Raw genomic sequence first — 22,822 nt, 5'->3', positions numbered from 1 at the left:
CGGGCGCGCGCCCGACATCAGCCAGAGCATGTCCAGGAAAATGCGAAGCGGTTTTCCGTCAGGAAATGCGTAAAACAGAGGTAGAGCGCATCTGCTGCTCTGCCCAAACGACGAACGCCCTAAAGGCAGGATGAGGTACAGATGAAAGTCGGCATCGACATGGGAGCGACGTCCGAAGGGACTTCGGCTTCTCTCGATATCGAGGAGCTTCTGGCGACCCGTCTTTTGGTGCAGGGCAACTCCGGCTCCGGCAAGTCGCACCTTTTGCGTCGTCTGCTTGAGCAATCCGCCCCGTGGGTGCAGCAATGCATCATCGACCCCGAGGGCGATTTCGTCACGCTTGCCGACAAGTTCGGCCATGTGGTGGTCGAGGGCGAGCGCACCGACGCCGAGTTGATCGGCATTGCCACCCGTATTCGCCAGCATCGTGTTTCCTGCGTGCTGTCGCTCGAAGGGCTCGATATCGACCAGCAGATGCGCAGCGCCGGCGTGTTCCTCAACGCCATGTTCGATGCGGACCGGGAATACTGGTACCCCGTGCTCGTGGTCGTCGACGAAGCGCAGATGTTTGCGCCGTCGGTTGCCGGCGATGTCACCGAAGAAGTCCGCAAGATTTCGCTCGGCGCCATGACCAATCTCATGTGTCGTGGACGTAAGCGTGGGCTTGCCGGCGTCATCGCCACCCAGCGCCTGGCAAAGCTTGCCAAGAACGTTGCGGCAGAAGCGTCCAACTTCCTGATGGGCCGGACCTTCCTCGATATCGACATGCTGCGTGCTGCCGATCTGCTCGGCATGGATCGCCGGACCGCGGAAATGTTCCGCGATCTGAAGCGCGGCTCCTTCGTCGCCCTCGGCCCGGCGCTGTCGCGTCGTCCGCTGAAAGTGACCATCGGCGCCGTCGAGACCTCGGCACGCTCGACGAGCCCCAAGCTGATGCCATTGCCGGAAGCGCCGCAGGATGTGGAAGACCTGATCTTTACGCCCGACGCCGACGAACTGACCCGGCCGCTTGTGCGTCGTGCCGCGCCACCGCCGCGCCCGGCCACAGATATTCTCGCCGAACTGTCGCGTCCGCGTCCGGAGCCTATGGCGCCGATCGAGGTGAAACCTGCTCAGCCGGAAATGTCGTCGGAAGAGCGTGGCGCGCTGCTCGACAGCCTGCTTGCCGAAATTCTTGCCAATCCCGATGCCGCATTCCGGCCTGATGCCGAGCTGTTCCAGGACTTTCTCGTGCGCTGCCGAATCCGGCGCGTGCCAGGTGCAGCCCTGTCGCTGAGCGCCTTCCGGCGCAAGATGGCAATCGCCCGCTCGGGCGTCGATGCGGCGACCGCAGCCACGGACGCCTGGGCATCTGCTCTCCGGCTAGCTGATCGCGTCACCGAGGACCTGCAGGGCGTTTTCCTGATGATGGCGCAGGCCGCCGTGCGCGGCCTTGCATGCCCGTCGGACGCGATGATCGCACGGGCCTACGGCACCCATTCCGCCCGTCGCGCCCGGCGGCTGCTCGGCTATTTCGAGGAGAATGGGCTGATCGTCGTCCATGCCGATTTCACCGGCAAGCGAATCGTGGCCTTTCCCGACCTTGGCTGCGAAACCGCTCCGGGCGACGCGAACGGGCCGGATGCCATGGATCCGTCCGCGGCTGCAGCTGAATAGGCGCGACCTCCGTTCGAGGCTTCAGTTCCGGTTGCTTAATGACGAGACGGCCGCGATGCACGCCGCCGCCTGTCGCGTGCGTGGCGTCAAAGCCATTCCTGAATCACACGGTCGGAGGCATGGATGCAGGTCATCTCCAGCCGGGTGTCGCCGCTGTTGACGAAACGGTGCGGCGTGCCGGGATCGACGACGATGATGTCGCCGGCCTTGCCGATAAGCGTCTCTTCGCCGACCGTGAACTCCGCCTCGCCGGAGTGAATGAGCCAAGTCTCCGGATAGGGGTGGAGGTGAAGCGCCGGACCTTGGCCAGGCTCCGCATTCATCAGGAAGAGTGAAACCGGCGTGCCGTATTGTCCGCCCTCGAACAGGATCGTCCGGTTAGGGCTCTGCTTCTGCTCTGCGCGCGGAATGACATGAAACATGCTGATCTCCATCGGGTTGGTTTGCTGGTTCGAATGAGTTATCTTGATGAGAAGATATTATGCCAAAATATCTTCTCGTCAAGATATATTGCTGGAGGCCGCGGAGTAGACGATGCAGGATGAGCAAGTGAAGAGGGACCACGTCGACCGGTTGCGGGCGCAATGGGATCGCGAATTGCCGGACCTCGATACGGAGCCAATGACCATTCTCGGGCGCGCCTACCGGCTTTCGAATCTGGTGCGTCCGTCGATCGAGGAGACCTTTGCCTCCTTCGGTCTCGACCGCGGCGAATTCGACGTGATCTCGACGCTCAGGCGCTCCGGCCCTCCGTATCGCCAGACGCCGACCGACCTCTATACATTGCTGATGATTTCGTCGGGCGGACTGACACATCGGCTTGATCGGTTGCAGAAGGCAGGGCTGATCCTGCGCGAGCGTTCGGCATCGGATGGACGCAGCAGCGTGGTTGGGTTGACGGAGAAGGGCGTAGCGCTCGCAGAAGCCGCATTTCGGGCTGACATGGCGAGCGAGGCGCGCTATCTCGGAGGTCTTGGGCCAGAGGAACGTGTCGCACTGGCAGCGCTTCTGAAGAAGCTGCTTGTTTCGCTGGAAAGCCAGCAGGCCGGCGACCCCGCCTGAAATGGCCCCTAATACGGCGATTTTGTTTGACAATGCCGATCGGAAGCCCTAAAGCCGCCCCAACGCCGGGCAGAAATGTCCGGTGTTTCATTTGACATGTCCCGTGGTTTCTCCGGCATCGTGATCGTGAGAATCCTGTCAGAACTCTCAAAATGGGTTCAGAGGAGGGCGTGTTTCCTTGATCCGGTTTGGCAACAGACCGGTGTAACAGACTGAAAGGAAATGCGATGAGCAAGCGCGAATCGTCCAAGTACAAAATTGACCGCCGTATGGGCGAAAACATCTGGGGCCGTCCGAAGTCGCCGGTTAACCGCCGCGAATACGGCCCGGGCCAGCACGGCCAGCGCCGCAAGTCCAAGCTTTCGGACTTCGGTGTGCAGCTGCGCGCCAAGCAGAAGCTGAAGGGCTACTACGGCGACATCCGCGAAAAGCAGTTCCGTGCGATCTTCGCCGAAGCTGACCGCCGCAAGGGTGACACCCCGGAGAACCTGATCGGCCTGCTCGAATCGCGCCTCGACGCGATCGTCTACCGCGCAAAGTTCGTTCCGACTGTTTTCGCTGCACGCCAGTTCGTCAACCATGGCCACGTCAAGGTTAACGGCGTTCGCGTCAACATCGGTTCCTACCGTTGCAAGCCGGGCGATGTCATCGAAGTCAAGGAAAAGTCCAAGCAGCTCGTGACCGTTCTCGAATCGGTTCAGCTCGCTGAGCGTGACGTTCCTGACTACATCGAAGTCGACCACAACAAGATGGTAGCAACCTTCGTCCGCGTTCCGGTTCTCTCCGACGTGCCTTACGCCGTCGTCATGGAACCGCACCTCGTCGTCGAATTCTACTCGCGTTAATCCGGGGCCTTGGCCTTGTGAACGTTTCGAAAACCGCCCGGAAACGGGCGGTTTTTTTGTCTCTTCAGATCTCTTCAGATATCGTAGCGTTTTGATCTGTCGCGCATCGCCCTTGTCACGGACAAAGCGCTGACGTGCGCGGCGGAAGGGGAAATCGCATGCCGGAGCAGAAGACGCCGCAGGATCTGCAGGCGATCATCGAGGATATCCACCGCGAGCTGACACCACGGCTCGGCGAGGGCAAGGTCGCGGACTACATCCCGCAGCTCGCGCGCGTTAATCCCGAGCACTTCGGCATGGCGATCGTCACAACGGATGGGCAGGTGCACCGGGTCGGCGACGCCGAGGTGCCGTTCTCCATCCAGAGTGTCTCCAAGGTGTTCACGCTGACACTGGCGCTCGGCAAACACGGCGAAAACATCTGGCATCGCGTCGGTCGCGAACCTTCAGGCTCGGCCTTCAACTCGATCGTCCAGCTCGAGCAGGAAGGTGGCAAGCCACGCAATCCCTTCATCAATGCCGGCGCCATCACCATCAGCGACCTGATCCTTGCTGGCCACACGCCGCGCGAACTGATCGGCGAGATCGTGCAGTTCGTCCGCTACCTCGCCGACGACGACGCCATCGTCATCGATCATGAGGTCGCCCGCTCCGAAACGGCAACGGGCTTCCGCAATTTCGCTCTTGCAAACTTCATGCGCTCCTTCGGGCGGCTCGATCACCCGGTCGAGCATGTGCTCGGCGTCTATTTCCATCACTGCGCGCTATCGATGACCTGCAGCCAGCTCGCCAAGGCCGGTCTGTTCCTGGCGGCCGGCGGCACCAATCCCTTGTCCGGGCATTCGGTCGTGTCGCGCCAGCGCGCCCGGCGCATCAACGCGCTGATGCTGACCTGCGGCCACTATGACGGTTCGGGCGATTTCGCCTACCGGGTCGGTCTGCCCGGCAAGAGCGGCGTCGGCGGCGGCATTCTCGCCGTCGCGCCCGGCAAGGCGTCGGTGGCTGTCTGGTCGCCGGGCCTGAACGAGAACGGCAATTCGCTGCTTGGATCGCTAGCGCTCGAGATGTTGGCCGCGCGCACTGGCTGGTCGGTGTTCGGTTCCTGATTTCAGCCCAAAAGGCCGTTTTCCCTTGATCTTGCAGTGGGAACGGGGCAAGTGCTGGCCATGACGCGCCGCGCGCATTTTTCTCTGCGCCCGCCATTCCAGGACCGTTGCCATGGATCATTCGCCAGCCCTTTCGCCTGACGCCATCGACAATGCCGTTGAAGACGGCGAGATCGAAACGGGCCTTCACCCGATCTTCGAACGCATGCCGTCGTCGGTCTCGTTCAACAAGCTGCGCAAGCGGCTGTTGCGGCAGACGCGACAGGCGATGGACGATTTCGGCATGCTGAAAGGCGCCAAGCGCTGGCTGGTCGGGATCTCCGGCGGCAAGGACAGCTACAGTCTGCTGGCGCTGCTGATGGACCTGCAATGGCGCGGGCTGCTTCCGGTCGAGCTCGTCGCCTGCAATCTCGACCAGGGCCAGCCGAACTTTCCGAAGCACATCCTGCCTGAATATCTGGCCTCGATCGGCGTCAAGCACCGGATCGAATATCGCGACACCTATTCGATCGTGAAGGAAAAGGTGCCGACGGGTGCCACCTACTGCTCGCTCTGTTCGCGGCTGCGCCGCGGCAATCTCTACCGGATCGCGCGCGAAGAGGGCTGCGATGCGCTGGTCCTCGGCCATCACCGGGAAGACATTCTCGAAACCTTCTTCATGAACTTCTTCCACGGCGGCAGGCTCGCCTCGATGCCGGCAAAGCTGTTGAACGATGAAGGCGACCTGATGCTGCTGCGGCCGCTCGCCTATGCCGCCGAGGACGACCTGGCGAAGTTCGCGGTAGCCATGGAGTTCCCGATCATTCCTTGCGACCTCTGCGGATCGCAGGACGGGCTGGAGCGCAACGCGATGAAGGCGATGCTCGCCGATCTCGAGCGACGCATGCCCGGCCGCAAGGATACGATGCTGCGCGCACTTGGCCATGTGAACCCGTCGCATCTGCTCGACCCCAAGCTATTCGACTTCCAGTCCCTCACACCGGAGCCCAAAGAATGAGCCATTCCGTCGACATCGCCGCCCTTGCCAATCTCTTGCAGGAGGCCGCGGTCAAAGAAATCCTGCCGCGGTTTCGCAATCTCGGCGCGGGCGATGTGCGGATGAAGTCGGAAGCGATCGATCTCGTCACCGAAGGTGACGAGGCGGCCGAGCGCCTGATCAAGGCACGCATGGACGAGATCGCTCCGGGTGCGGTGTTCATCGGCGAAGAATCGGTCGCCGCCGATCCGGCCCTGCTCGACAAGCTGGCCGATGCCGATCTCGCCGTCGTCGTCGACCCGATCGACGGCACCTTCAACTTCGCAGCCGGCCTGCCGCTCTTCGGCGTCATGGCGAGCGTCGTTTCCAAGGGCGAGACGGTTGCCGGCATCATCTATGATCCGTTGGGGAACGACTGGGTGATTGCCGAGAAGGGCTCGGGTGCCTGGATGTGCCGCCCCGACGGTTCGCAGGAGCGCATGGCGGTGACGGCAGGCGTTCCGCTCGAGGCCATGGTCGGCGGCGCCTCGACGGGCTTCTACAAGCAAGAGGCCCGGCGCGAAGTCATGGCCAACATGGCGAAGGTGCGAATTGCTACGAGCTACCGGTGTGCTGCACACGAATACCGCATCCTTGCCGGCGGCCACATCCACTTCCTGATGTACCAGAAGCTGATGCCCTGGGATCATCTGGCCGGTACGCTGATCGCGCAGGAAGCGGGCGCCTATGCCGCGCGCTTCGACGGCTCGCCCTATCTGCCCGCCCACCTCAATGGCGGCCTGCTGCTCGCCACCGACAAGGACAGCTGGGAAACGCTGCGCCGCGAAGTTTTCACCGTTTGAGGCCACTGGCCTGCCAACAAAAAGCCCGCCCGGATCGCTCCGGGCGGGCTTTTTTCTTGGTAGCGTCGCGATCACATATGGCCGCCGCCATGGTCGAGCGAGACGTCCTTGTCGCCCGGATGGGTGAAGAGCTTGCCCTTCTCGGCCCAAAGGGTGGCGAGGATCGTCACGATGCCGAAGAGCGCAAAACCGCCGAGCAGCGGCTGCAGCGTGCCGTTGAACAGCTGGCCGACGAGACCGCCGATAAGGGCGCCGCCCGTCGTCGAAACGAAGCCGGTGATCGCGGTCGCGGTTCCGGCAAGGTGACCCATCGGCTCCAGGCTGATCGCGGTGAAGTTGGTGGCGATGACAGCGAAGAACATCAACAGCACCGAGAACATCAGGTAGCTGACGACGAAGGCCGGCGTGCCCGATAGCGCCATGGCAAAGCCGATGACCGAAATCAGCGTGAACAGGATCATCGACACATGCGAGATGCGGCGCATGCCGAAGCTGCGCACGAAGAAGCCGTTGGCGAAGTTGGCAACGGCGATGCCGCCGGCGGTGCCGGCAAAAGCGATCGGGAGCCATTCACCGAGGCCATAGACCTCGCCGAAGATCTGCTGGACGGTGACGATGTAAGCGCAGATGACGGCGGTGAACATGGTCATGCCGATCATGTAACCGCAGGTGATGCGGTTGGTCAGCACCGTCTTGAAGCCGGATGCGACCGACTTGACGGACAGCGGCAGGCGCTCTTCCTTCGGCAGCGACTCCTTCATGCGGGCAAGCGCCCAGACAAACAGGATCGCGCCGATGATGCCGATCAGGATGAAGATCCAGTGCCAGTTGGCATAGAGGATGACCAATTGGCCGATCGACGGCGCGACGATCGGAACGACCATGAAGACGATCATGACGTAGGACATCACCCGCGCCATCTCGCGGCCGCCGAAGCAGTCGCGCACGATCGCCATGGTGGTGATCCGCACGGCAGCTGCCCCGATACCCTGGACGAAGCGCAGGACGAGCAGCATTTCGAAGCTCTGGGTGAGGGCGGCTGCAAACATCGACACGGTGAAGAAAGCAAGGCCGCCGAGCAACACGGTGCGCCTTCCGAACGTATCGGAAAGGCTGCCGAAGAAGATCTGCGACAGGCCAAAGCCGAGGAAGAAGACGCCGATGACGAGCTGGGTGTCGTTGGAGTTGGCGACGTTCAACGACTGGCCGATGCTGGGCAATGCCGGCAGCATGCTGTCGATGGCGATCGCCACGCTCGCTGTCATGACGGCGATGGTGATGATGAATTCGAGGAGGCCCATGTTCAGGCGCGCGGCGCCTGAAACCCCGTCGACATGGTCTGATTGAGTGGTGATCGTGGTCATTGTGCGTACCCGTAAAGAGCGGATCTGGGAGGAGTAACTGCTGGCGGGCTCAAATCAGCCCGCCGGATTGTGTGCCTTGAACAGCTTTCCGCGTTCGGCGATCAGAACGAAGACGACAGCGATCGCCGCGACGGTGAAATAGCCGGTCGCCAGCGGTGTCGTCGTTCCGTCGAAGGCCTGCCCGATGAAGGCGCCGATGACGCCGCCGCCAATGGTCTGCGTAAAGCCAAGCACCGAGGAGGCCGTGCCGGCGACATGGCCGAGCGGCTCCATCGCCATCGCGTTGAAGTTCGACGCGATCAACCCGAATTGGAACATCGCAGCACCATAGAGGACCACGAAGAGCGGGAAGGGCACCGGCCCGTAGAGCGACGCCGCCATCCAGAGGAAGCTGGCGAACATGAATCCGAGCAGAGCGGAGTGCGACAGCGCCCGCATGCCGAAACGCCGCACGAGCTGCGAGTTGGTGAAGGACGCCACCGCCATCATGCCGGCAAATGCCGCAAATACGACCGGAAACCACAATCCAAGCCCATAGACCCCGACAAAGATCTGCTGCGCCGAGTTGATGAAGCCGAAGAGAGCACCAAGGATGACCGATGTCGCCAGCGTATAGAAAAGCGACAACCGGTTGGTCAGAACGATCTTGAAGCCGCTGAGGATAACCGAAGGCGTGAACGCGCGGCGATGATCCGGGTTCAGCGTCTCCTGAAGCCGGAACACGACGAGCGTTGCCATCGTAAAGGCAAAGACCGCGATGACGACGAAGATCATGTGCCACTCGGCAAAGATCATGATCAGCTGCCCGATGCTCGGTGCGACGACCGGCACGATCATGAACACCATCATGATCAGCGACATCACCTCGGCCATGCGCCGACCACCATAGACGTCGCGAACGATCGACACGGTGATGACGCGGGTGGCAGCTGCGCCGATGCCCTGGACGAAGCGAAGAGCAAGCAGGGCGCTGAAGGTCGGCACGATGGCGATTGCGACCGCGCAGAGACCATAGATGCCGAGGCCGGCAAGCAGCGGTGCCTTGCGGCCGAAGCGATCCGACAACGGGCCGAAGAACAGCTGTGCCACGCCCATGCCGATGAGATAGGCGGTGATGACATACTGCCGATGGTTTTCGTCGGTCACGCCGAGGCTGGCGCCGATCTGCTGCAGGCCCGGTAGCATGATGTCGATCGAGATCGCATTGACGGCCATCAACATCGCCATCAGCGCGATGAACTGAAATTTGCTGAGGCCGGGAGCGGCCGCTTCGTCTGTCGTGCTCGTCATAGGCAAAATCCTTGCGGCGCGCCGGGCGCAACCGAAATAGGTCAAGACCGGAGTTTGTTCCGGAAAGAGGCGACGTCGGCTGGCAAAATGCCGGTCGGCATGTCGAGTGTCGTTTGAGGGGACGGGCCTGGTCCGGCAAAGCGGTGCAAGCGGCATCCGATGTGAAGCGAAAGGGACTTTCGACGACGGCAGCCGGGCCAAGCCGGAGCGTGGGGCGGGCAAACGCCCTTTCAAGCTGCTTATGCCGAGTTATCGCGACCGCTTCATGACAGAACGAGAGTGCGTTCCACCTAGAAAAGAACAACGAAAATTAGATGATCCGGATCTATTTCCGGAATCAAAAAAGGCGGTCGCCCGCCTTTTCCGACAAGATCGGAGTTGGCGGCCTGACTTAGGCGGCAGCACCCTTGACCGAAATTCCCTGTTCCTGCAGGTGCGACTGGAGTTCGCCAGCCTGGAACATTTCGCGGACAATGTCGCAACCGCCGAGGAATTCACCCTTCACATAAAGCTGCGGGATGGTCGGCCAGCTCGAGTAATCCTTGATGCCCTGGCGCAGATCCGCGTCGGCAAGGACATTGATGCCCTTGTAGTCGACGCCGATGTAGTCGAGAATCTGGACCACCTGACCGGAGAAGCCACACTGGGGGAACTGCGGCGTGCCCTTCATGAAGAGCACCACATCGTTGGTCTTGACTTCGTTCGCGATGAATTCGTGAATTCCGCTCATCTTTTCATCCTTCCTGCGCCGGTTTCAAGGACCGGATATCCGTTTGGCCTTAGATAGCATGCATATCGGTGATTTTCACCACCCAAGTGCAACAAATATTGATGGGCCTCAAGATGTGGTTTTAATACAACTCATCAGGCCGAGCGTCTGCGTGTCTTGCTGCGTGCGCTGGCGGTTCGCCGCCGGCTCACCTGCTTCTTGGCCGGCTTGCCGATCGCTGCTTCCAGGATATCGCCGAGAATGCCGCCCGACGCAGCCTTGCGCGTCCGGCGCTTGGTCCGTTTCGTCGCGGTCCGCTTGACGCCGGTCTTCTTCAGGATTTCCTTCAGCGCGCTGTCGACGACGCCACTGACCAGTTCCTTGATCAGATCGGCCATCTCAAGCTTACTCCGGCGCGCTGGTCTGAAGGGCGAGCGCGTGCAGAACACCGCCCATGTTGCCCTTCAGCGCGTTATAGACCATCTGGTGCTGCTGCACGCGGGTCTTGCCGCGAAACGCTTCGGCCACGACTTCGGCGGCATAGTGGTCGCCGTCACCGGCCAGATCGCGGATCGTGACCTTGGCGCCGGGAATTCCTGCCTTGATCATGTCTTCGATGTCGCCTGGTGCCATGGGCATGATACGCCTACTCCCTTTATTATTCTGCGGCGGCAGCAGCGTTGCTGGAGCCGTCCATGAAGTCAGGGAACCACGATTCATGGGCGGAGCGCAATTGCTGAATTGCCACGGCGCGAGCAGCGCCGAGCTTGACGGCATCACCGCCTGTCTTGCCGATTTCGGGAAGAGCAACGCCGGCCTTTTCCGCACGGGCCCGAACGGCGGCAACGTTGGCGTCGCCGACCGTCAGCACGTAGCGGCCCTGGTCTTCGCCGTAGAAAACAGCAATCGGATCATGACCTTCGACCGCATCGACCGTTGCGCCGATATCGGACGCCATCGCCATTTCGGCAACGGCGAGGGCCAGACCGCCGGACGAGCAGTCGTGAACCGCTGTCACCAAACCGTCGACGATCAGGCTGCGGACGAAGTCACCCACCTTGCGCTCATGCGCCAGATCCACATGCGGGGCCGGACCGTCGGTACGGCCATGGACGTCGCGCATATAGACCGACTGGGCGATATGCGAACCGAGGCCCTCAGGCGCACCGGCAAGCAGGATCGTTTCGCCGGCAGCGGCAAAACGGATGCGCGCCATCTTCGACCAGTCCTTGATCAGGCCAACACCGCCGATCGTCGGGGTCGGCAGGATACCCTGGCCGTTGGTTTCGTTATAGAGCGACACGTTGCCGGAAACGATCGGGAAATCGAGCGCCGTGCAGGCCTCGCCGATGCCCTTGATGGCATGGACCAGCTGGCTCATGATCTCTGGGCGCTCCGGGTTGCCGAAGTTGAGGTTGTCGGTGGCGGCCAGCGGCAGCGCGCCGGTTGCCGTCAGGTTGCGCCAGCATTCAGCAACCGCCTGCTTGCCACCTTCGAACGGATCCGCCTCGACATAGCGCGGCGTCACGTCAGAGGAGAAGGCGAGCGCCTTCGTCTGGTGGCCCTCGACGCGCACGACACCGGCGTCACCGCCCGGCAGCTGCAGCGAGTTGCCCTGGATCAGCGTGTCGTACTGTTCGTAAACCCAGCGGCGCGATGAATTGTTGGCCGAGCCGACCAGTTGCACCAGCGCGTCGGCAACATCGGTCCGCGGAATATCGTTGGTCGCAAGGGCCGTCGGCACCTTGGCCGGCGTCCAGGGACGGTCATACTCCGGCGCTTCGTCGCCCAGCTCCTTGATCGGCAGGTTCGCGACCTCTTCACCCTGATGCAGGATGCGGAAGCGCAGGTCGTCGGTGGTCTTGCCGACGATGGCGAAGTCGAGGCCCCACTTGACGAAGATCGCCTTGGCGACTTCTTCCTTTGCCGGCTCCAGCACCATGAGCATGCGCTCCTGGCTCTCGGACAGCATCATCTCGTAGGCCGTCATGCGCTCTTCGCGCACCGGCACGGTGTCGAGGTTGAGCTCGATGCCGAGGTCGCCCTTGGCGCCCATTTCGACGGCCGAGCAGGTAAGGCCGGCGGCACCCATGTCCTGGATGGCGATGACGGCGCCGGTCTGCATCAGCTCAAGGCAGGCTTCCAGCAGGCACTTTTCGGTGAAGGGGTCGCCAACCTGCACGGTCGGGCGCTTTTCCTCGATCGATTCGTCGAACTCGGCCGATGCCATGGTCGCGCCGCCGACGCCGTCGCGGCCGGTCTTGGCACCAAGGTAGACGACGGGCAGGCCCACACCTTCGGCCTTGGAGTAGAAGATCGCATCGCTCTTGGCGAGGCCGGCGGCAAAGGCGTTGACGAGGATGTTGCCGTTGTAGCGCGCGTCGAACTCGACTTCGCCACCAACAGTCGGAACACCGAAGGAATTGCCGTAGCCGCCGACGCCGGCAACGACGCCGGAAACGAGGTGGCGGGTCTTCGGATGGTCCGGCGCGCCGAAGCGCAGGGCGTTCATCGCTGCGACCGGGCGGGCGCCCATGGTGAAGACGTCGCGCAGGATGCCGCCGACGCCGGTCGCGGCCCCCTGGTAAGGCTCGATGTAGGACGGGTGGTTGTGGCTTTCCATCTTGAAGACGACGCAGTCGCCGTCATCGATGTCGACGACGCCGGCATTTTCGCCGGGCCCCTGGATGACGCGCGGGCCCTTGGTCGGCAGCGTGCGCAGCCACTTCTTCGAAGACTTGTAGGAGCAGTGCTCGTTCCACATCGCGGAGAAGATGCCGAGCTCGGTGAAGGTCGGCTCACGACCGATCAGGCCGAGAATGCGCTCGTATTCGTCGGGCTTGAGCCCGTGCGAGGCGATGAGTTCCGGGGTGATGGGGCGGGTGTTGGAAATCGTCATCGTCGACCGTCAAATCCTTCGGGCGGCGCGCAATCCTTCCACGGGATATGGCGCGTGCGAACCGCAACAGACACAGGGGGCGCTTTGCGGCTTCTTTAGCGTATGCTGCGGCGCGGCGCGACAGAAAAATACGGGCGATCAACAGCGGTTGCGGCGTTTTTCGAGGCGCCCATGCGCCTCGCCGGCGCTTACCCGTCAGAACGTGTAGCCGAGCGCGAGGCCGGCCCGGGTCAAGCCGTCGTTGGGACCATCGCAAAGTTCGGCGTGCGAAGCATGCTCCACCGTCGCCGACAGGTTCCAATGATCGTCGAATCTGACGCCGGCCGCAGCATATTCGCGAAAGAGCAGGCGGCAGCCGAGCTTCGGTCCGGATGTGCCGTCAGCGTTGAGATTGCCGTCATGCACGGTTCCGCCAGCGCCAAGCTCGACGAAGAAGCGCTTCGTCACATCGAAGGTCCAGCTCAAACCGCCATAGACTTGGTTGGCTCCTTCGGAGGACGTTGCGACGGCAGCTCCCGCATGGATGCGGGGTCGCAACAGCTTTTCGCCAAGATCCTTGGCACCGTCGGCGTCGAGCGGATCAAGGAAGACGGTGATAGAGGGAAAGACCCCGTCTTCGCGCTTGTCGCCGTTGCTGATCGAGGCGGTCGCTGCGAAGCGCATCTCATCGAAGATGCCGTCGCCGGCAATGGCCGGAGCTGGCGATAACAGACCGAAGAGAAAGAGCGACGATGTCGTGAGGCAGAGCGATGAGCCCAAAAGCAATGATGGCATGCCGAGTTCCCGAAGCGAATCGATCTACGCAAAACTGCTAAAACACATGATGCTCAGCCTTGCGCGAAAGTCACCCAGTAGATCGGGTTATCACTCGAAACTATCGTAGCCCGCCCGCCCGCTGTCGAGCAGACGCCTCAATGTCTGGAAGCCGCGGCGCACTTCGGCGCGATCGGCAGGAGAGGAGAAGCCGATACGGATGCGGTGAAAGACGCGGTCGGCGCGACCGGCCTTGAACTCGTCCTCGTCGTCGACGAGCACGCCTTCCTGCAGGGCCGCCTGCTTGAACGTGCCGGAGAGCCACGGTTCCGGCAGCTTCATCCAGAGGAAGGGAACGCTTGGGTGCGAGCTGAAGTCGATGCCATCGAACACCTCGCGGGCGATCGCCTCGCGCGCCCTTATCTCTTCGATGCCCTTGGCGCGCAGAATGTTAGCCGAACCGGAAAGGACGAGGCGGGCGCAAAGCTCCGCCAGGATGAACGGCAGCCCACCGCTGACCATCTTGTGCGCGATGCGGATGCGCTGGCTGAAATGCGGCGGACAGGCAACCCAGCCGCCCCGAACACCGGCGGCAACTGATTTCGAGAGACCACCGACAAGGAACGTCCGCTCCGGCGCCAACTCAGCCAAGGGCGGCGTTGGATCGCCGGTCATGGCCCCATAAAGATCGTCCTCGACCAGCCAGACGCCATACTTGCGGGCGATGTCGGCAATGGCCTGCCGCCGGGCAAGCGGCATGACGGCCACCGTCGGGTTCTGGGCACTGGGCATCAGGAAGGCGAGCTTGGGATGCTGCTGTGCGCAGACCCGCTCGAAATCCTCTGGGATCAGGCCGAACTCATCCGATTCCATCAGCGTCGTGCGCCGCCCGATCAGGCCGGCGCTGCGGCTGACCTGGGAATAGGTCAAGGTCTCGAAGGCAATGCGGTCACCGGGCGAGGTGACCGCCGCAATCACCGCAATGACAGCGGCGTGCGCGCCCAATGTCGGGACAATCGTTTCCGGCGAGGGGCGAAAGCCGCCGCGCGCCAGCCATTGGCACCCAGCCTCGAACCAGTGATCCGGGAAGTTGCGGGCGTAGCTGGCTATGTCTGCGTGGTGATCGCGGCTGATTTCGCTCAAGAGTTCGCTGAGGACAAAGCCCTGGCCGATATCCGGCGCTGCGGTGCTGTCAAAGCGCAACTTGCCGGCGGGCGCAATCAGCGGCCGAGTGCCGGCCAAGGACGTGGTCAGCGGGTCGGCCTGCTCCGGCGGGCGGCTCTCCTGGTGATCGAGCACATAGGTTCCGCGCCCGACCTCACCGCTGACGAGCCCACGTTCACGCACCATATTGTAGGCGCGTCCGATGGTGCCAATGGTGACACCAATGTCATAGGCGAGGTTGCGCTGCGGCGGCAATTTTGCGCCAACGGGCAGGGCGCCGTCGCCGATTGCCTGTTCGATCTGGTCGGCGATCCGCGCATAAAGCGGACCATGACCCTGCTGAATGTCCGGGAGCCAATTTGTCATAGTGACAATTATCTAGATTACACCGCGATTTATGTCAATTATCACCAATGCAATGATGTCAATCGATGCATTGGAAAGTACAATGAGTGCAATTGATACAATTTGCTCGTCAACCGTAGACAAGGCCCCGCGCGCGCGCCGCAGGGCCGGATTTGACGTCGAATTCTCTGGGCGTGCAAAGAACACGCTTCAGCACCTCTGGCGGCTCTATTGCCTTCTCGCCGCCAAAAGGCGCAGCCGCATCGCTCTTGAAGAGATGAGCGACTGGCAACTCAGCGATATCGGTGTCAACGAGAGGGATGCACGGCGGGAATCGTCGGTGCCGTTCTGGCGATAGGGCTTTTTCCGAGATGATCCGCGGCAGACTCTCGGCAATCTAAGCACGCAAACAAACGGGCGCTGCAGGTGTCAGACCTGCAGCGCCCGTTTGTATCAGTACTCTGATTACTTGCAGCCCTGGCCGCCGGCGGCCCAACGGCGGATATCCGCGCTCATGCGCGTGCCGACAGGTTCACTCATGAGAGGCCCGAATGCCTGCAGCCGCGCTGGCTGACCTTCCGCCTGAACAACGGCCAAGGGCCGAGCTTCGGGTGACTTGCGCGGCACGATCAGGATGCGGGGACGGCCCGAGAACGAGTTGAGTTCAGGCGCGAGCCGGTAGTTCTTGAAGGCCGCATCGCCCGACTTGAACCAGCAACTGTTGGCGCCGAGTGCGACGCGTTCCATCGTCGGCAGCGCTGCCGAGTTTGCGGTCGGCGCCGGCGGGCGCGGCGACTGGCACGACGCCAAAAACGCTGCGGCGAAAGCCGCGCAAGCAGGGCCGATCAGGCGTCCGGTGAAGAGTGAAGGCATCGACGGTCTCGCTTGCGTTAAGGGGATGGTCGGATGCCTTCTATCAGCGGGACGGTTAAGCGGCGATTACTTCGAGAGCCGAAGCGAAGATACCGCGACCGTCGGAGCCGCCATGGGCCGCCTCGATCAGGTTCTCCGGGTGCGGCATCATGCCGAGAACGTTGCCCGACGTGTTCATAACACCAGCGATATCGCCCATCGAGCCGTTCGGATTGGTGCCTTCCGCGTAGCGGAAGACGACCTGGCCGTTGCCTTCGATCGACTTCAGCGTCTCGGCGTCGGCAAAATAGTTGCCGTCGTGGTGGGCGACCGGGCTGCGGATGATCTGACCCTTTGCATAGGCGCGGGTGAAATCGGTATCGGCGTTGACGACTTCGAGCTTGACCTCGCGGCAGACGAACTTGAGCGAGGCATTGCGCATCAGTGCGCCCGGCAGCAGACCGGCCTCGACCAGGATCTGGAAGCCGTTGCAAACGCCGAGAACCTTGACGCCCTGTTCGGCCTTGGCCTTGATCGCCTGCATGACCGGCATGCGCGCGGCAATCGCGCCGCAGCGCAGATAATCACCGTAGGAGAAGCCGCCTGGGATGACGATCAGGTCGACATCGGGAAGTTCCGTTTCCGTCTGCCAGACGGTCACGGGCGCCTTGCCGGAGATTTTGGTGAGGGCAGCGATCATGTCACGATCGCGGTTGAGGCCTGGAAGCTGGACGACGGCTGACTTCATGGTGCGGTTCAAACCCTGCCTGCGCCTCTTGAAGCTCATGCAATTCGAGGCGGTTTCCGATGCGGCCAAAGCGCAATTCTACGCGATTGGGCCGATATACGATGCAATACGCATCCTGCTACTTCGAAACTATCGAGCCGCGGAGGCAACATTCCCATCAATGGGGCTTGGCCCGATCTACTTGAGCGGCCCACGACGGCCCGCTCAAAACTCAGAGATCAACCAAGCCACACATTGAGCGATCCGCAGCGTTCTCCACCGTTAGGCGAAAGAGATGCTGTAGTTTTCGATCACCGTGTTGGCGAGCAGCTTTTCGCACATCGCCTTGAGGTCGGCTTCGGCCTTGGCCTTGTCGGCGGTCTCGATCTGCAGATCGAACACCTTGCCCTGGCGGACCTGGCCGATGCCGTCGAAGCCGAGCGCGCCGAGTGCGCCTTCGATTGCCTTGCCCTGCGGATCGAGAACGCCATTCTTCAGCGTCACGGTTACACGTGCCTTGATCACTTTCGATTTCCCCGAACTAACTTGATCAGAATTACTTGACCAGAACCGGGCCGGTGCCACGCACAGGCTCGTTCTCGTTCATGATGCCGAGACGGCGGGCCACTTCCTGGTAGGCTTCAACAAGACCACCCAGATCGCGGCGGAAGCGGTCCTTGTCGAGCTTTTCCTTGGTCTCGATGTCCCACAGACGGCAGCTGTCCGGCGAGATTTCATCCGCCAGGATGATGCGCATCATGTCGCCTTCGAACAGCCGGCCACACTCGATCTTGAAATCGACGAGCTGGATGCCGACGCCGAGGAACAGGCCGGTCAGGAAGTCGTTGATGCGGATGGCCAGCGCCATGACGTCATCGAGTTCCTGCGGGCTTGCCCAGCCGAATGCGGTGATGTGTTCTTCGGAGACCATCGGGTCGTCGAGCGCATCGGCCTTGTAATAGAACTCGATGATCGAGCGGGGAAGGACGGTGCCTTCCTCGATACCGAGACGCTTAGCCAACGATCCGGCAGCAACATTGCGCACAACGATCTCAAGCGGGATGATCTCGACTTCCTTGATCAACTGCTCGCGCATGTTGAGACGGCGGATGAAGTGCGTCGGAATGCCGATACGGTTCAGATGCGTGAAGATATACTCGGAAATCCGGTTGTTCAGCACACCCTTGCCGTCGATGACGTCATGCTTTTTCTTATTGAAGGCGGTCGCGTCGTCCTTGAAAAACTGGATCAGCGTGCCCGGCTCGGGACCCTCATAAAGGATCTTTGCCTTGCCCTCGTAGATACGGCGGCGACGATTCATGGATGTTGTCTCTGTGGTTGTTGGCGCTCTTGGGTCGCGCTAGTGGAGTCTTCTCCGGGGGTCCATAGCTGAAATGAACAGATTTAACAATCGGTGCATCTTCCGATCCCCTGATTTACCTAAAGCGTGTCACGACCTTCCAGATTCGCTCCTCGCGCCCTAGATCCTTGCTTTGTCGCATGCGGTTATCTCAAAACCGCTGCGCGCTTATCCGCGACACACTTACGGTACCACGAAAGTCGCCAAACAAGAAAACTTCGCATTGCACTTTGACCACTGTTTTGGTTTATGGCCATAACTCTTTACGGCATGAAATTCTCACGGGAGATCAATTGATGACTGGTATGCAGGATCGCGAAAAGGCCTTCGAAGCGAAGTTTGCGCTGGACGAGGAACTGAGATTCAAGTCGGAAGCACGCCGCAACAAGCTGCTCGGCCTTTGGGCTGCCGGATTGCTCGGTAAGTCCGATGCAGAAGCCTACGCCAAGGAAGTCGTCGCCGCTGATTTCGAGGAAGCCGGCCACGAGGACGTCGTGCGCAAGATCAAGGCAGACTTCGACGCAGCCGGCGTGGCGCAGACCGAGGAGCAGATCCGCGTGCGCATGCTCGAGCTTCTGGGCGAAGCGATCGAGCAGATCCAGAACAAGTAATTTCGGGCAGACAAAAGCCCCTGGCATCGCCGCTCGGCCGAAAGGCCGGGCGGTTTTTTATTTTGCGGCCCTCATGCGCGGCCGCTTCTGCGCCGTCGCATCGCCCTGCGGCGAGGGTTTCCAGCCGCTTTTGAGACGATCTTCGAAATCCTGACGGCTCATCGGCTTTGCCAGCGCGTAGCCCTGCAGAATGTCGCAGCCGAGATCCCTCAGTATCGCCGCATGGTCCCAGGTCTCGACCCCCTCCGCCACCACCTTGATGTTGAGCGAATGGCCGATGTCGATGATGGCACGGACGAGTTTGGCTTGTTTGGCGCCTTCGGTGATCGGTCCCACCAGCGCCCGGTCGATTTTCAGACGGGCCGGGTTGAGGTTGAGCAGGCCGATGATCGAGGCGTGGCCGGTGCCGAAGTCGTCGATCTCGACCTCGATGCCGAGTGCGTTCAACGCGGCGATCGTCTCGGCAATCTCGTCTTCGAGATCGTCGAGGAAGATGGATTCCAGCAGTTCGAACGACATGACGCCGGGCGGAATGCGCATGGCGCGAAGGTCGGAGATCAGGCTCTGGTCACGCAGCCGCCGCGAGGAGACGTTGACCGAAATCTTCGGCACCACCAGACCGGCGCGGCGCCAGGCTTCAAAATCGGCATAGGCCATCTCGACGATGTTCTTGTCGATCGCGGGCAGGGCGTTGATCTCTTCGGCCACCTTCAGGAAATGGATCGGAGCGAGGATGCCGCGCTCTGGATGGTCCCATCGCACCAGCGTCTCGACGCCGGTAAGCTCCAGTGAGCGGGCGTCGAATTGCGGCTGGTAGTAGGGCACGAACTGCCCTTCCTCGATTGCCTGGCGGATATCGTCGCCGGTTCGCTTGGCGCTGAGGATCTGGTTCTGGATCTGCTCGGAAAATGCCTCGAATCGATCGCGCCCGAGGCTCTTGGCTCGATAAAGCGCGATATCGGCATTCATCAGCAATTGTTTGGGATCCGTGTCGCTCTCGCCCCTCCACGCGATGCCGATGCTGGCGCCAAGCCGGCAAAGCTGGCCGTCATAGGGGATGGGTCGCCGGAAGGCGTGTACGATGCGGGCAGCGAGATCGCCGAGCTCGTCGAGGCTGCGGCCGCGCCGGCAAAGAATGACGAATTCGTCGCCGCCGATGCGGGCGATGAAATCGTCCTGGTCGGCATGAGACCGCAGGATCGCGGCCGCATGGGTCAACATCGCGTCGCCGGCCTGATGCCCCAGCGTGTCGTTGATCTGCTTGAAACGATCGAGGTCGAGATGAAGGATGGCGTTGAGCGTCGGGTCGTCAGCCAGAATCTGGTCGAGATAACGCCGGTTCGGCAGATCCGTCAGGTAATCGTGCAGTGCGTTGTATTCGATGCGGATGCGCGCTTCCTCTAGCTCGCGGTTGCGGGCCTCGGTTGCCGCCTTGGCCTTGCGCAGTTCCTCCTGCATCGCGATGTCTTCGGTCACATCCCAATTGGCCCCGATCAGTTTGCGGGTGCCGTCACGGTCGACGTAAAATGCCGTGTTGGCACGGATGTGCCGGATTTCACCATTCGCCAGGATGATGCGGAACGCATTGGTGAAGGGCGCCCCCGCCGCGACCCCGTCGTTGACGCGGGCGATCGCCATTTCGCGGTCGTCGGGATGCAGCATATCCTCCCAGCTGCGGCCGCTCGGTGCGCCGTCATCAGGATTGAGGCCGTAGATGGCCAGGATACGTTCATCCCAGATGGTCTCCTGGGTTTCGAGATTGTGGTCGAACACGCCGATTTTCGAGACGTCGAGTGCAAGCCGCAGGCGCCGCGAGATTTCCTCGAGCCGCGCTTCGGCCTCCTTTCGAGGGGTAATATCCGTATCGGTGCCGATGATGCGACTGGGCTTGCCGTCAGGCCCGTATGCGACGGACGCGCCTCGGCTTTCGATCCACACCCAGTGACCGTCCGCATGGCGTTCGCGGTACTGGAAGGTGTTGTAGGTAACCTGCCCGGTGTCCTGACGCTCGATCGACGCAAGGACGTGGGCTCGATCGTCCGGATGCACGTTCTCGATCCACATATCGAGCGAGCCGTCGACGACGGCATCTTCCGCCATGCCGCGAAGACGCTTCCACGTCGCGGAATAGAAAAGGTTTCCGGTCGAAAAATCGTGGTCCCAGACGCCTTCGAGCGCACTCTCCAGCGCATATTTCCACCGCGTCTCGTCGTTGCGAAGCCGGGCAATCTCGCCGATCAGGTGGTCGACCGGGAGCATCAGCAGCAAACGGTTGTTTGCAACTGCAGAAGACGTGCAGACCACCGAAACGGTGTCGTCTGCGCCATGCAAGCGGATTGTCTGGGCGGACCCAGAAGCTTGCGACATCGCCGCTGATGCCAAAACGTGATGGTCGTCGGCATGAACGATGTCATGCACATGCCGGTTGAGCAACTCAGAGAGCGGCAGGCGCAAAATGTCACGGAGATAGGGGTTCGCGGAAACGATTTCCCCTTTTTCGCCGACGACGAGTACCGCCACCGGCAGCTGGTCCAGCGCCGACTGTGTCACAATTTTCGGCTTCGCCGGCACGCGGCGTTCGCCCTTGATGGGATCTTTCGGTCCGGTCACGTGTCCCACGATCCAGCATTGTTGCCGGCAGATCATGATCGCGGACCATGAACTTCGGATTAATGCCGAGTCGTCTTATTCGCAGTAAGGGTCAGGGCTGAAGACGGCTGAGGAACTGCGCAAAGACCATCGTGCCTTCGGGCCAGGGACCGTGGCCTGACTCGGTATTGAGATGGCCGGATTCTCCGGCATCGACCAACAGCGAACCCCAGGACTTGGCGATATCGTCCGCATGCTCATAGGAACCGAACGGATCGTTGCGACTTGCGACCATCAGCGACGGGAACGGCAACGGATCGCGCGGGTAGGGGCCGAACGTCATCAGGTGCTTCGGCCGGATCCCGGCATTCGCCACGTCAGGCGGAGCCACTAGGAAGGCGCCGGCGATCTTCTTCTCGATGTGGGGCAGGGCGTGAACCGCAGTGGCGACGCCGAGCGAATGGGCGACGATGACCACCGGCTTCTCGGCGGCATTGACCTCTTCGACCATGCGCGCCACCCAATCCTCGCGAACGGGCTTTGCCCACTCGGCCTGCTCGACGCGGCGTGCGGTGGACATTTTACGCTCCCAGCGGGACTGCCAATGGTCAGGGCCAGAGTTGGTGTAACCGGGAACGATCAGGATATGGGCGTCGGAAAGTTTCATAATGGCCGCGATGTGGCGTCGAAAATCGTCGAAGTCAAGGCGTAGGCGACAGAGGCTGCATTTTATGTATAATCGACAATGCAGGTCGCGGTCGATGCGGCTCGAGTTTTGCCGTTGTCGCTGGTCCGTGGCCGCCCTGTGGTGGTTGAGGAGTGTGAGCCATGACAACATTCCATGTTCTGTCGGGAGCGGACGCCAATGTCGCCCATCCCGGAATAAGAAAGATCGGCGTGGCGGACGTGATGGACGCGTTGCGCCTCGGGTTCAACGACTTTCGCGAAAAGCCGTCTCACTATGTTTTTCTCTGCTTGATCTACCCCATCGCCGGCGCCGTGCTCATGACATGGAGCGCGGGTGCTAACATGCTGCCGCTGCTCTATCCGCTTGCGTCGGGCTTTGCCCTCATCGGGCCGGTCGCCGCGATCGGGCTCTATGAAATCAGCAGGCGGCGCGAACTCGGCATGGACACGTCCTGGCCTCATGCTTTGCGTCTGCATCGTTCTCCGGCGCTGCCATCCATCATCGCCGTCGCGGCGATGCTTTTTGTCATCTTCATCGCCTGGCTGCTGGTCGCACAGGCGCTCTATGTCAGGATCTTCGGTGCCGAACCGCCGGCATCGCTCGCGGCCTTCTGGAACGGCATCGTCAGCACCGAACAGGGCTGGAATCTGATCCTGGTCGGCAACGCCGTCGGGTTCGTCTTTGCCGTCATCGTGCTGTCGATCAGCGTCGTGTCGTTCCCGATGCTGATCGATCGCGACGTCGGCGCCGTGGCTGCCGTCGAGACTTCGATCCGCGCAACCCTCGTCAACCCCATCCCGGTTGCCTTCTGGGGCCTGATCGTTGCGGCTGGCCTCCTGATCGGCTCAATCCCGGTCTTTGTCGGCCTCGCAGTGATCATGCCGATCCTCGGTCATGCGACGTGGCACATGTATCGCAAGATGGTCGAGCCGCAAGTTCGCAGCCGGGCGCGTTAACGACAAAGGGCCAGCCCACGGAAGGCTG

Annotated in this window: 24 protein-coding genes; 9 read left to right on the top strand and 15 right to left on the bottom strand. The window is 61.6% G+C overall.

The genetic code is table 11. The annotated features are described in order from the left end of the window. The first annotated feature begins 141 nt into the window (after window positions 1–141). Window positions 142–1,656, top strand: coding sequence for a helicase HerA domain-containing protein (locus AC07UR_RS09350; RefSeq protein WP_209791898.1), 1,515 nt, complete (start codon window positions 142–144; stop codon window positions 1,654–1,656). 86 nt (window positions 1,657–1,742) lie between these two features. Here the strand turns inward: AC07UR_RS09350 and AC07UR_RS09345 are convergent, their stop codons facing one another. Beyond that, window positions 1,743–2,078 (bottom strand): cupin domain-containing protein, encoded by a 336-nt coding sequence (locus AC07UR_RS09345; protein ID WP_173420070.1) that lies wholly within the window; start codon window positions 2,076–2,078, stop codon window positions 1,743–1,745. 112 nt (window positions 2,079–2,190) lie between these two features. Between AC07UR_RS09345 and AC07UR_RS09340 the strand changes: the two genes are divergently transcribed. The 5 genes from AC07UR_RS09340 (at window position 2,191) to AC07UR_RS09320 (ending at window position 6,487) form a co-directional block, all read left to right on the top strand. Continuing rightward, entirely contained in the window at window positions 2,191–2,718 is a 528-nt protein-coding gene (locus AC07UR_RS09340; protein ID WP_209791897.1) for a MarR family winged helix-turn-helix transcriptional regulator, read from the top strand. 227 nt (window positions 2,719–2,945) lie between these two features. Then, complete coding sequence (rpsD, locus tag AC07UR_RS09335; RefSeq protein ID WP_173420068.1) at window positions 2,946–3,563, top strand: 30S ribosomal protein S4; 618 nt, start codon at window positions 2,946–2,948, stop codon at window positions 3,561–3,563. Between the two features lie 158 nt (window positions 3,564–3,721). Continuing rightward, on the top strand, window positions 3,722–4,669 hold the full coding sequence (locus tag AC07UR_RS09330; RefSeq protein ID WP_209791896.1) for a glutaminase: 948 nt from the start codon (window positions 3,722–3,724) through the stop codon (window positions 4,667–4,669). A gap of 112 nt (window positions 4,670–4,781) precedes the next feature. Continuing rightward, a complete protein-coding gene (gene ttcA, locus AC07UR_RS09325) occupies window positions 4,782–5,666 on the top strand; it encodes a tRNA 2-thiocytidine(32) synthetase TtcA (RefSeq protein ID WP_209791895.1) in 885 nt (294 codons plus the stop codon). After that, window positions 5,663–6,487, top strand: coding sequence for an inositol monophosphatase family protein (locus AC07UR_RS09320; RefSeq protein WP_112804919.1), 825 nt, complete (start codon window positions 5,663–5,665; stop codon window positions 6,485–6,487). The genes ttcA and AC07UR_RS09320 overlap by 4 nt, the downstream gene beginning before the upstream one ends. 71 nt (window positions 6,488–6,558) lie before the next feature. Here the strand turns inward: AC07UR_RS09320 and AC07UR_RS09315 are convergent, their stop codons facing one another. The 8 genes from AC07UR_RS09315 to AC07UR_RS09280 all read right to left on the bottom strand — a co-directional run bounded on the left by AC07UR_RS09315 (window position 6,559) and on the right by AC07UR_RS09280 (window position 15,032). Beyond that, complete coding sequence (locus AC07UR_RS09315) at window positions 6,559–7,851, bottom strand: multidrug effflux MFS transporter (protein WP_209791894.1); 1,293 nt, start codon at window positions 7,849–7,851, stop codon at window positions 6,559–6,561. Between the two features lie 54 nt (window positions 7,852–7,905). Continuing rightward, window positions 7,906–9,141: a multidrug effflux MFS transporter gene (locus tag AC07UR_RS09310; RefSeq protein ID WP_173420064.1), complete on the bottom strand. Its 1,236-nt coding sequence runs from the start codon at window positions 9,139–9,141 to the stop codon at window positions 7,906–7,908. Between the two features lie 391 nt (window positions 9,142–9,532). Next, window positions 9,533–9,871, bottom strand: coding sequence for a Grx4 family monothiol glutaredoxin (grxD, locus tag AC07UR_RS09305; protein WP_173420063.1), 339 nt, complete (start codon window positions 9,869–9,871; stop codon window positions 9,533–9,535). A gap of 134 nt (window positions 9,872–10,005) precedes the next feature. Continuing rightward, complete coding sequence (locus AC07UR_RS09300) at window positions 10,006–10,248, bottom strand: hypothetical protein (RefSeq protein WP_173420062.1); 243 nt, start codon at window positions 10,246–10,248, stop codon at window positions 10,006–10,008. A 7-nt stretch (window positions 10,249–10,255) separates the two neighbouring features. Then, entirely contained in the window at window positions 10,256–10,489 is a 234-nt protein-coding gene (locus AC07UR_RS09295) for a BolA/IbaG family iron-sulfur metabolism protein (protein WP_053247510.1), read from the bottom strand. A 19-nt stretch (window positions 10,490–10,508) separates the two neighbouring features. After that, the gene (gene purL / locus AC07UR_RS09290; protein WP_494700039.1) at window positions 10,509–12,749 is read right to left on the bottom strand and encodes a phosphoribosylformylglycinamidine synthase subunit PurL; all 2,241 of its coding nucleotides are present in this window, start codon (window positions 12,747–12,749) and stop codon (window positions 10,509–10,511) included. A gap of 195 nt (window positions 12,750–12,944) precedes the next feature. Next, complete coding sequence (locus tag AC07UR_RS09285) at window positions 12,945–13,523, bottom strand: acyloxyacyl hydrolase (protein ID WP_209791892.1); 579 nt, start codon at window positions 13,521–13,523, stop codon at window positions 12,945–12,947. Window positions 13,524–13,613: 90 nt separating this feature from the next. Continuing rightward, entirely contained in the window at window positions 13,614–15,032 is a 1,419-nt protein-coding gene (locus AC07UR_RS09280) for an aminotransferase-like domain-containing protein (RefSeq protein ID WP_173420059.1), read from the bottom strand. Window positions 15,033–15,063: 31 nt separating this feature from the next. Here AC07UR_RS09280 and AC07UR_RS09275 point away from each other — a divergent pair, with 31 nt between their 5' ends. Next, window positions 15,064–15,369, top strand: coding sequence for a DUF1127 domain-containing protein (locus tag AC07UR_RS09275; protein ID WP_234942001.1), 306 nt, complete (start codon window positions 15,064–15,066; stop codon window positions 15,367–15,369). Between the two features lie 107 nt (window positions 15,370–15,476). Here the strand turns inward: AC07UR_RS09275 and AC07UR_RS09270 are convergent, their stop codons facing one another. The 4 genes from AC07UR_RS09270 to purC all read right to left on the bottom strand — a co-directional run bounded on the left by AC07UR_RS09270 (window position 15,477) and on the right by purC (window position 17,911). Then, entirely contained in the window at window positions 15,477–15,884 is a 408-nt protein-coding gene (locus AC07UR_RS09270; RefSeq protein ID WP_173420058.1) for a hypothetical protein, read from the bottom strand. A gap of 55 nt (window positions 15,885–15,939) precedes the next feature. Next, a complete protein-coding gene (gene purQ / locus AC07UR_RS09265) occupies window positions 15,940–16,611 on the bottom strand; it encodes a phosphoribosylformylglycinamidine synthase subunit PurQ (protein ID WP_112815721.1) in 672 nt (223 codons plus the stop codon). 261 nt (window positions 16,612–16,872) lie between these two features. Next, window positions 16,873–17,115 (bottom strand): phosphoribosylformylglycinamidine synthase subunit PurS, encoded by a 243-nt coding sequence (gene purS / locus AC07UR_RS09260; protein WP_173420057.1) that lies wholly within the window; start codon window positions 17,113–17,115, stop codon window positions 16,873–16,875. A 31-nt stretch (window positions 17,116–17,146) separates the two neighbouring features. After that, window positions 17,147–17,911, bottom strand: a complete 765-nt coding sequence (gene purC / locus AC07UR_RS09255) for a phosphoribosylaminoimidazolesuccinocarboxamide synthase (RefSeq protein ID WP_025427151.1) — start codon at window positions 17,909–17,911, stop codon at window positions 17,147–17,149. Between the two features lie 332 nt (window positions 17,912–18,243). Here purC and AC07UR_RS09250 point away from each other — a divergent pair, with 332 nt between their 5' ends. Then, window positions 18,244–18,561, top strand: a complete 318-nt coding sequence (locus tag AC07UR_RS09250) for a DUF1476 domain-containing protein (RefSeq protein WP_173420056.1) — start codon at window positions 18,244–18,246, stop codon at window positions 18,559–18,561. 57 nt (window positions 18,562–18,618) lie between these two features. Here AC07UR_RS09250 and AC07UR_RS09245 read toward each other — a convergent pair whose 3' ends face one another. Continuing rightward, on the bottom strand, window positions 18,619–21,171 hold the full coding sequence (locus tag AC07UR_RS09245) for a sensor domain-containing protein (protein ID WP_209791890.1): 2,553 nt from the start codon (window positions 21,169–21,171) through the stop codon (window positions 18,619–18,621). A gap of 91 nt (window positions 21,172–21,262) precedes the next feature. Continuing rightward, window positions 21,263–21,817: an RBBP9/YdeN family alpha/beta hydrolase gene (locus AC07UR_RS09240; RefSeq protein ID WP_173420054.1), complete on the bottom strand. Its 555-nt coding sequence runs from the start codon at window positions 21,815–21,817 to the stop codon at window positions 21,263–21,265. Between the two features lie 161 nt (window positions 21,818–21,978). On the opposite strand from AC07UR_RS09240, the gene AC07UR_RS09235 reads away from it, so the two are divergent. Next, the gene (locus AC07UR_RS09235) at window positions 21,979–22,794 is read left to right on the top strand and encodes a DUF2189 domain-containing protein (RefSeq protein ID WP_173420053.1); all 816 of its coding nucleotides are present in this window, start codon (window positions 21,979–21,981) and stop codon (window positions 22,792–22,794) included. Window positions 22,795–22,822 lie beyond the last annotated feature (28 nt).

The sequence above is a fragment of the Ensifer sp. GW821-FHT05G01 genome (genome assembly GCF_059419585.1).
This window is presented reverse-complemented; position numbering and strand designations above follow the sequence as displayed.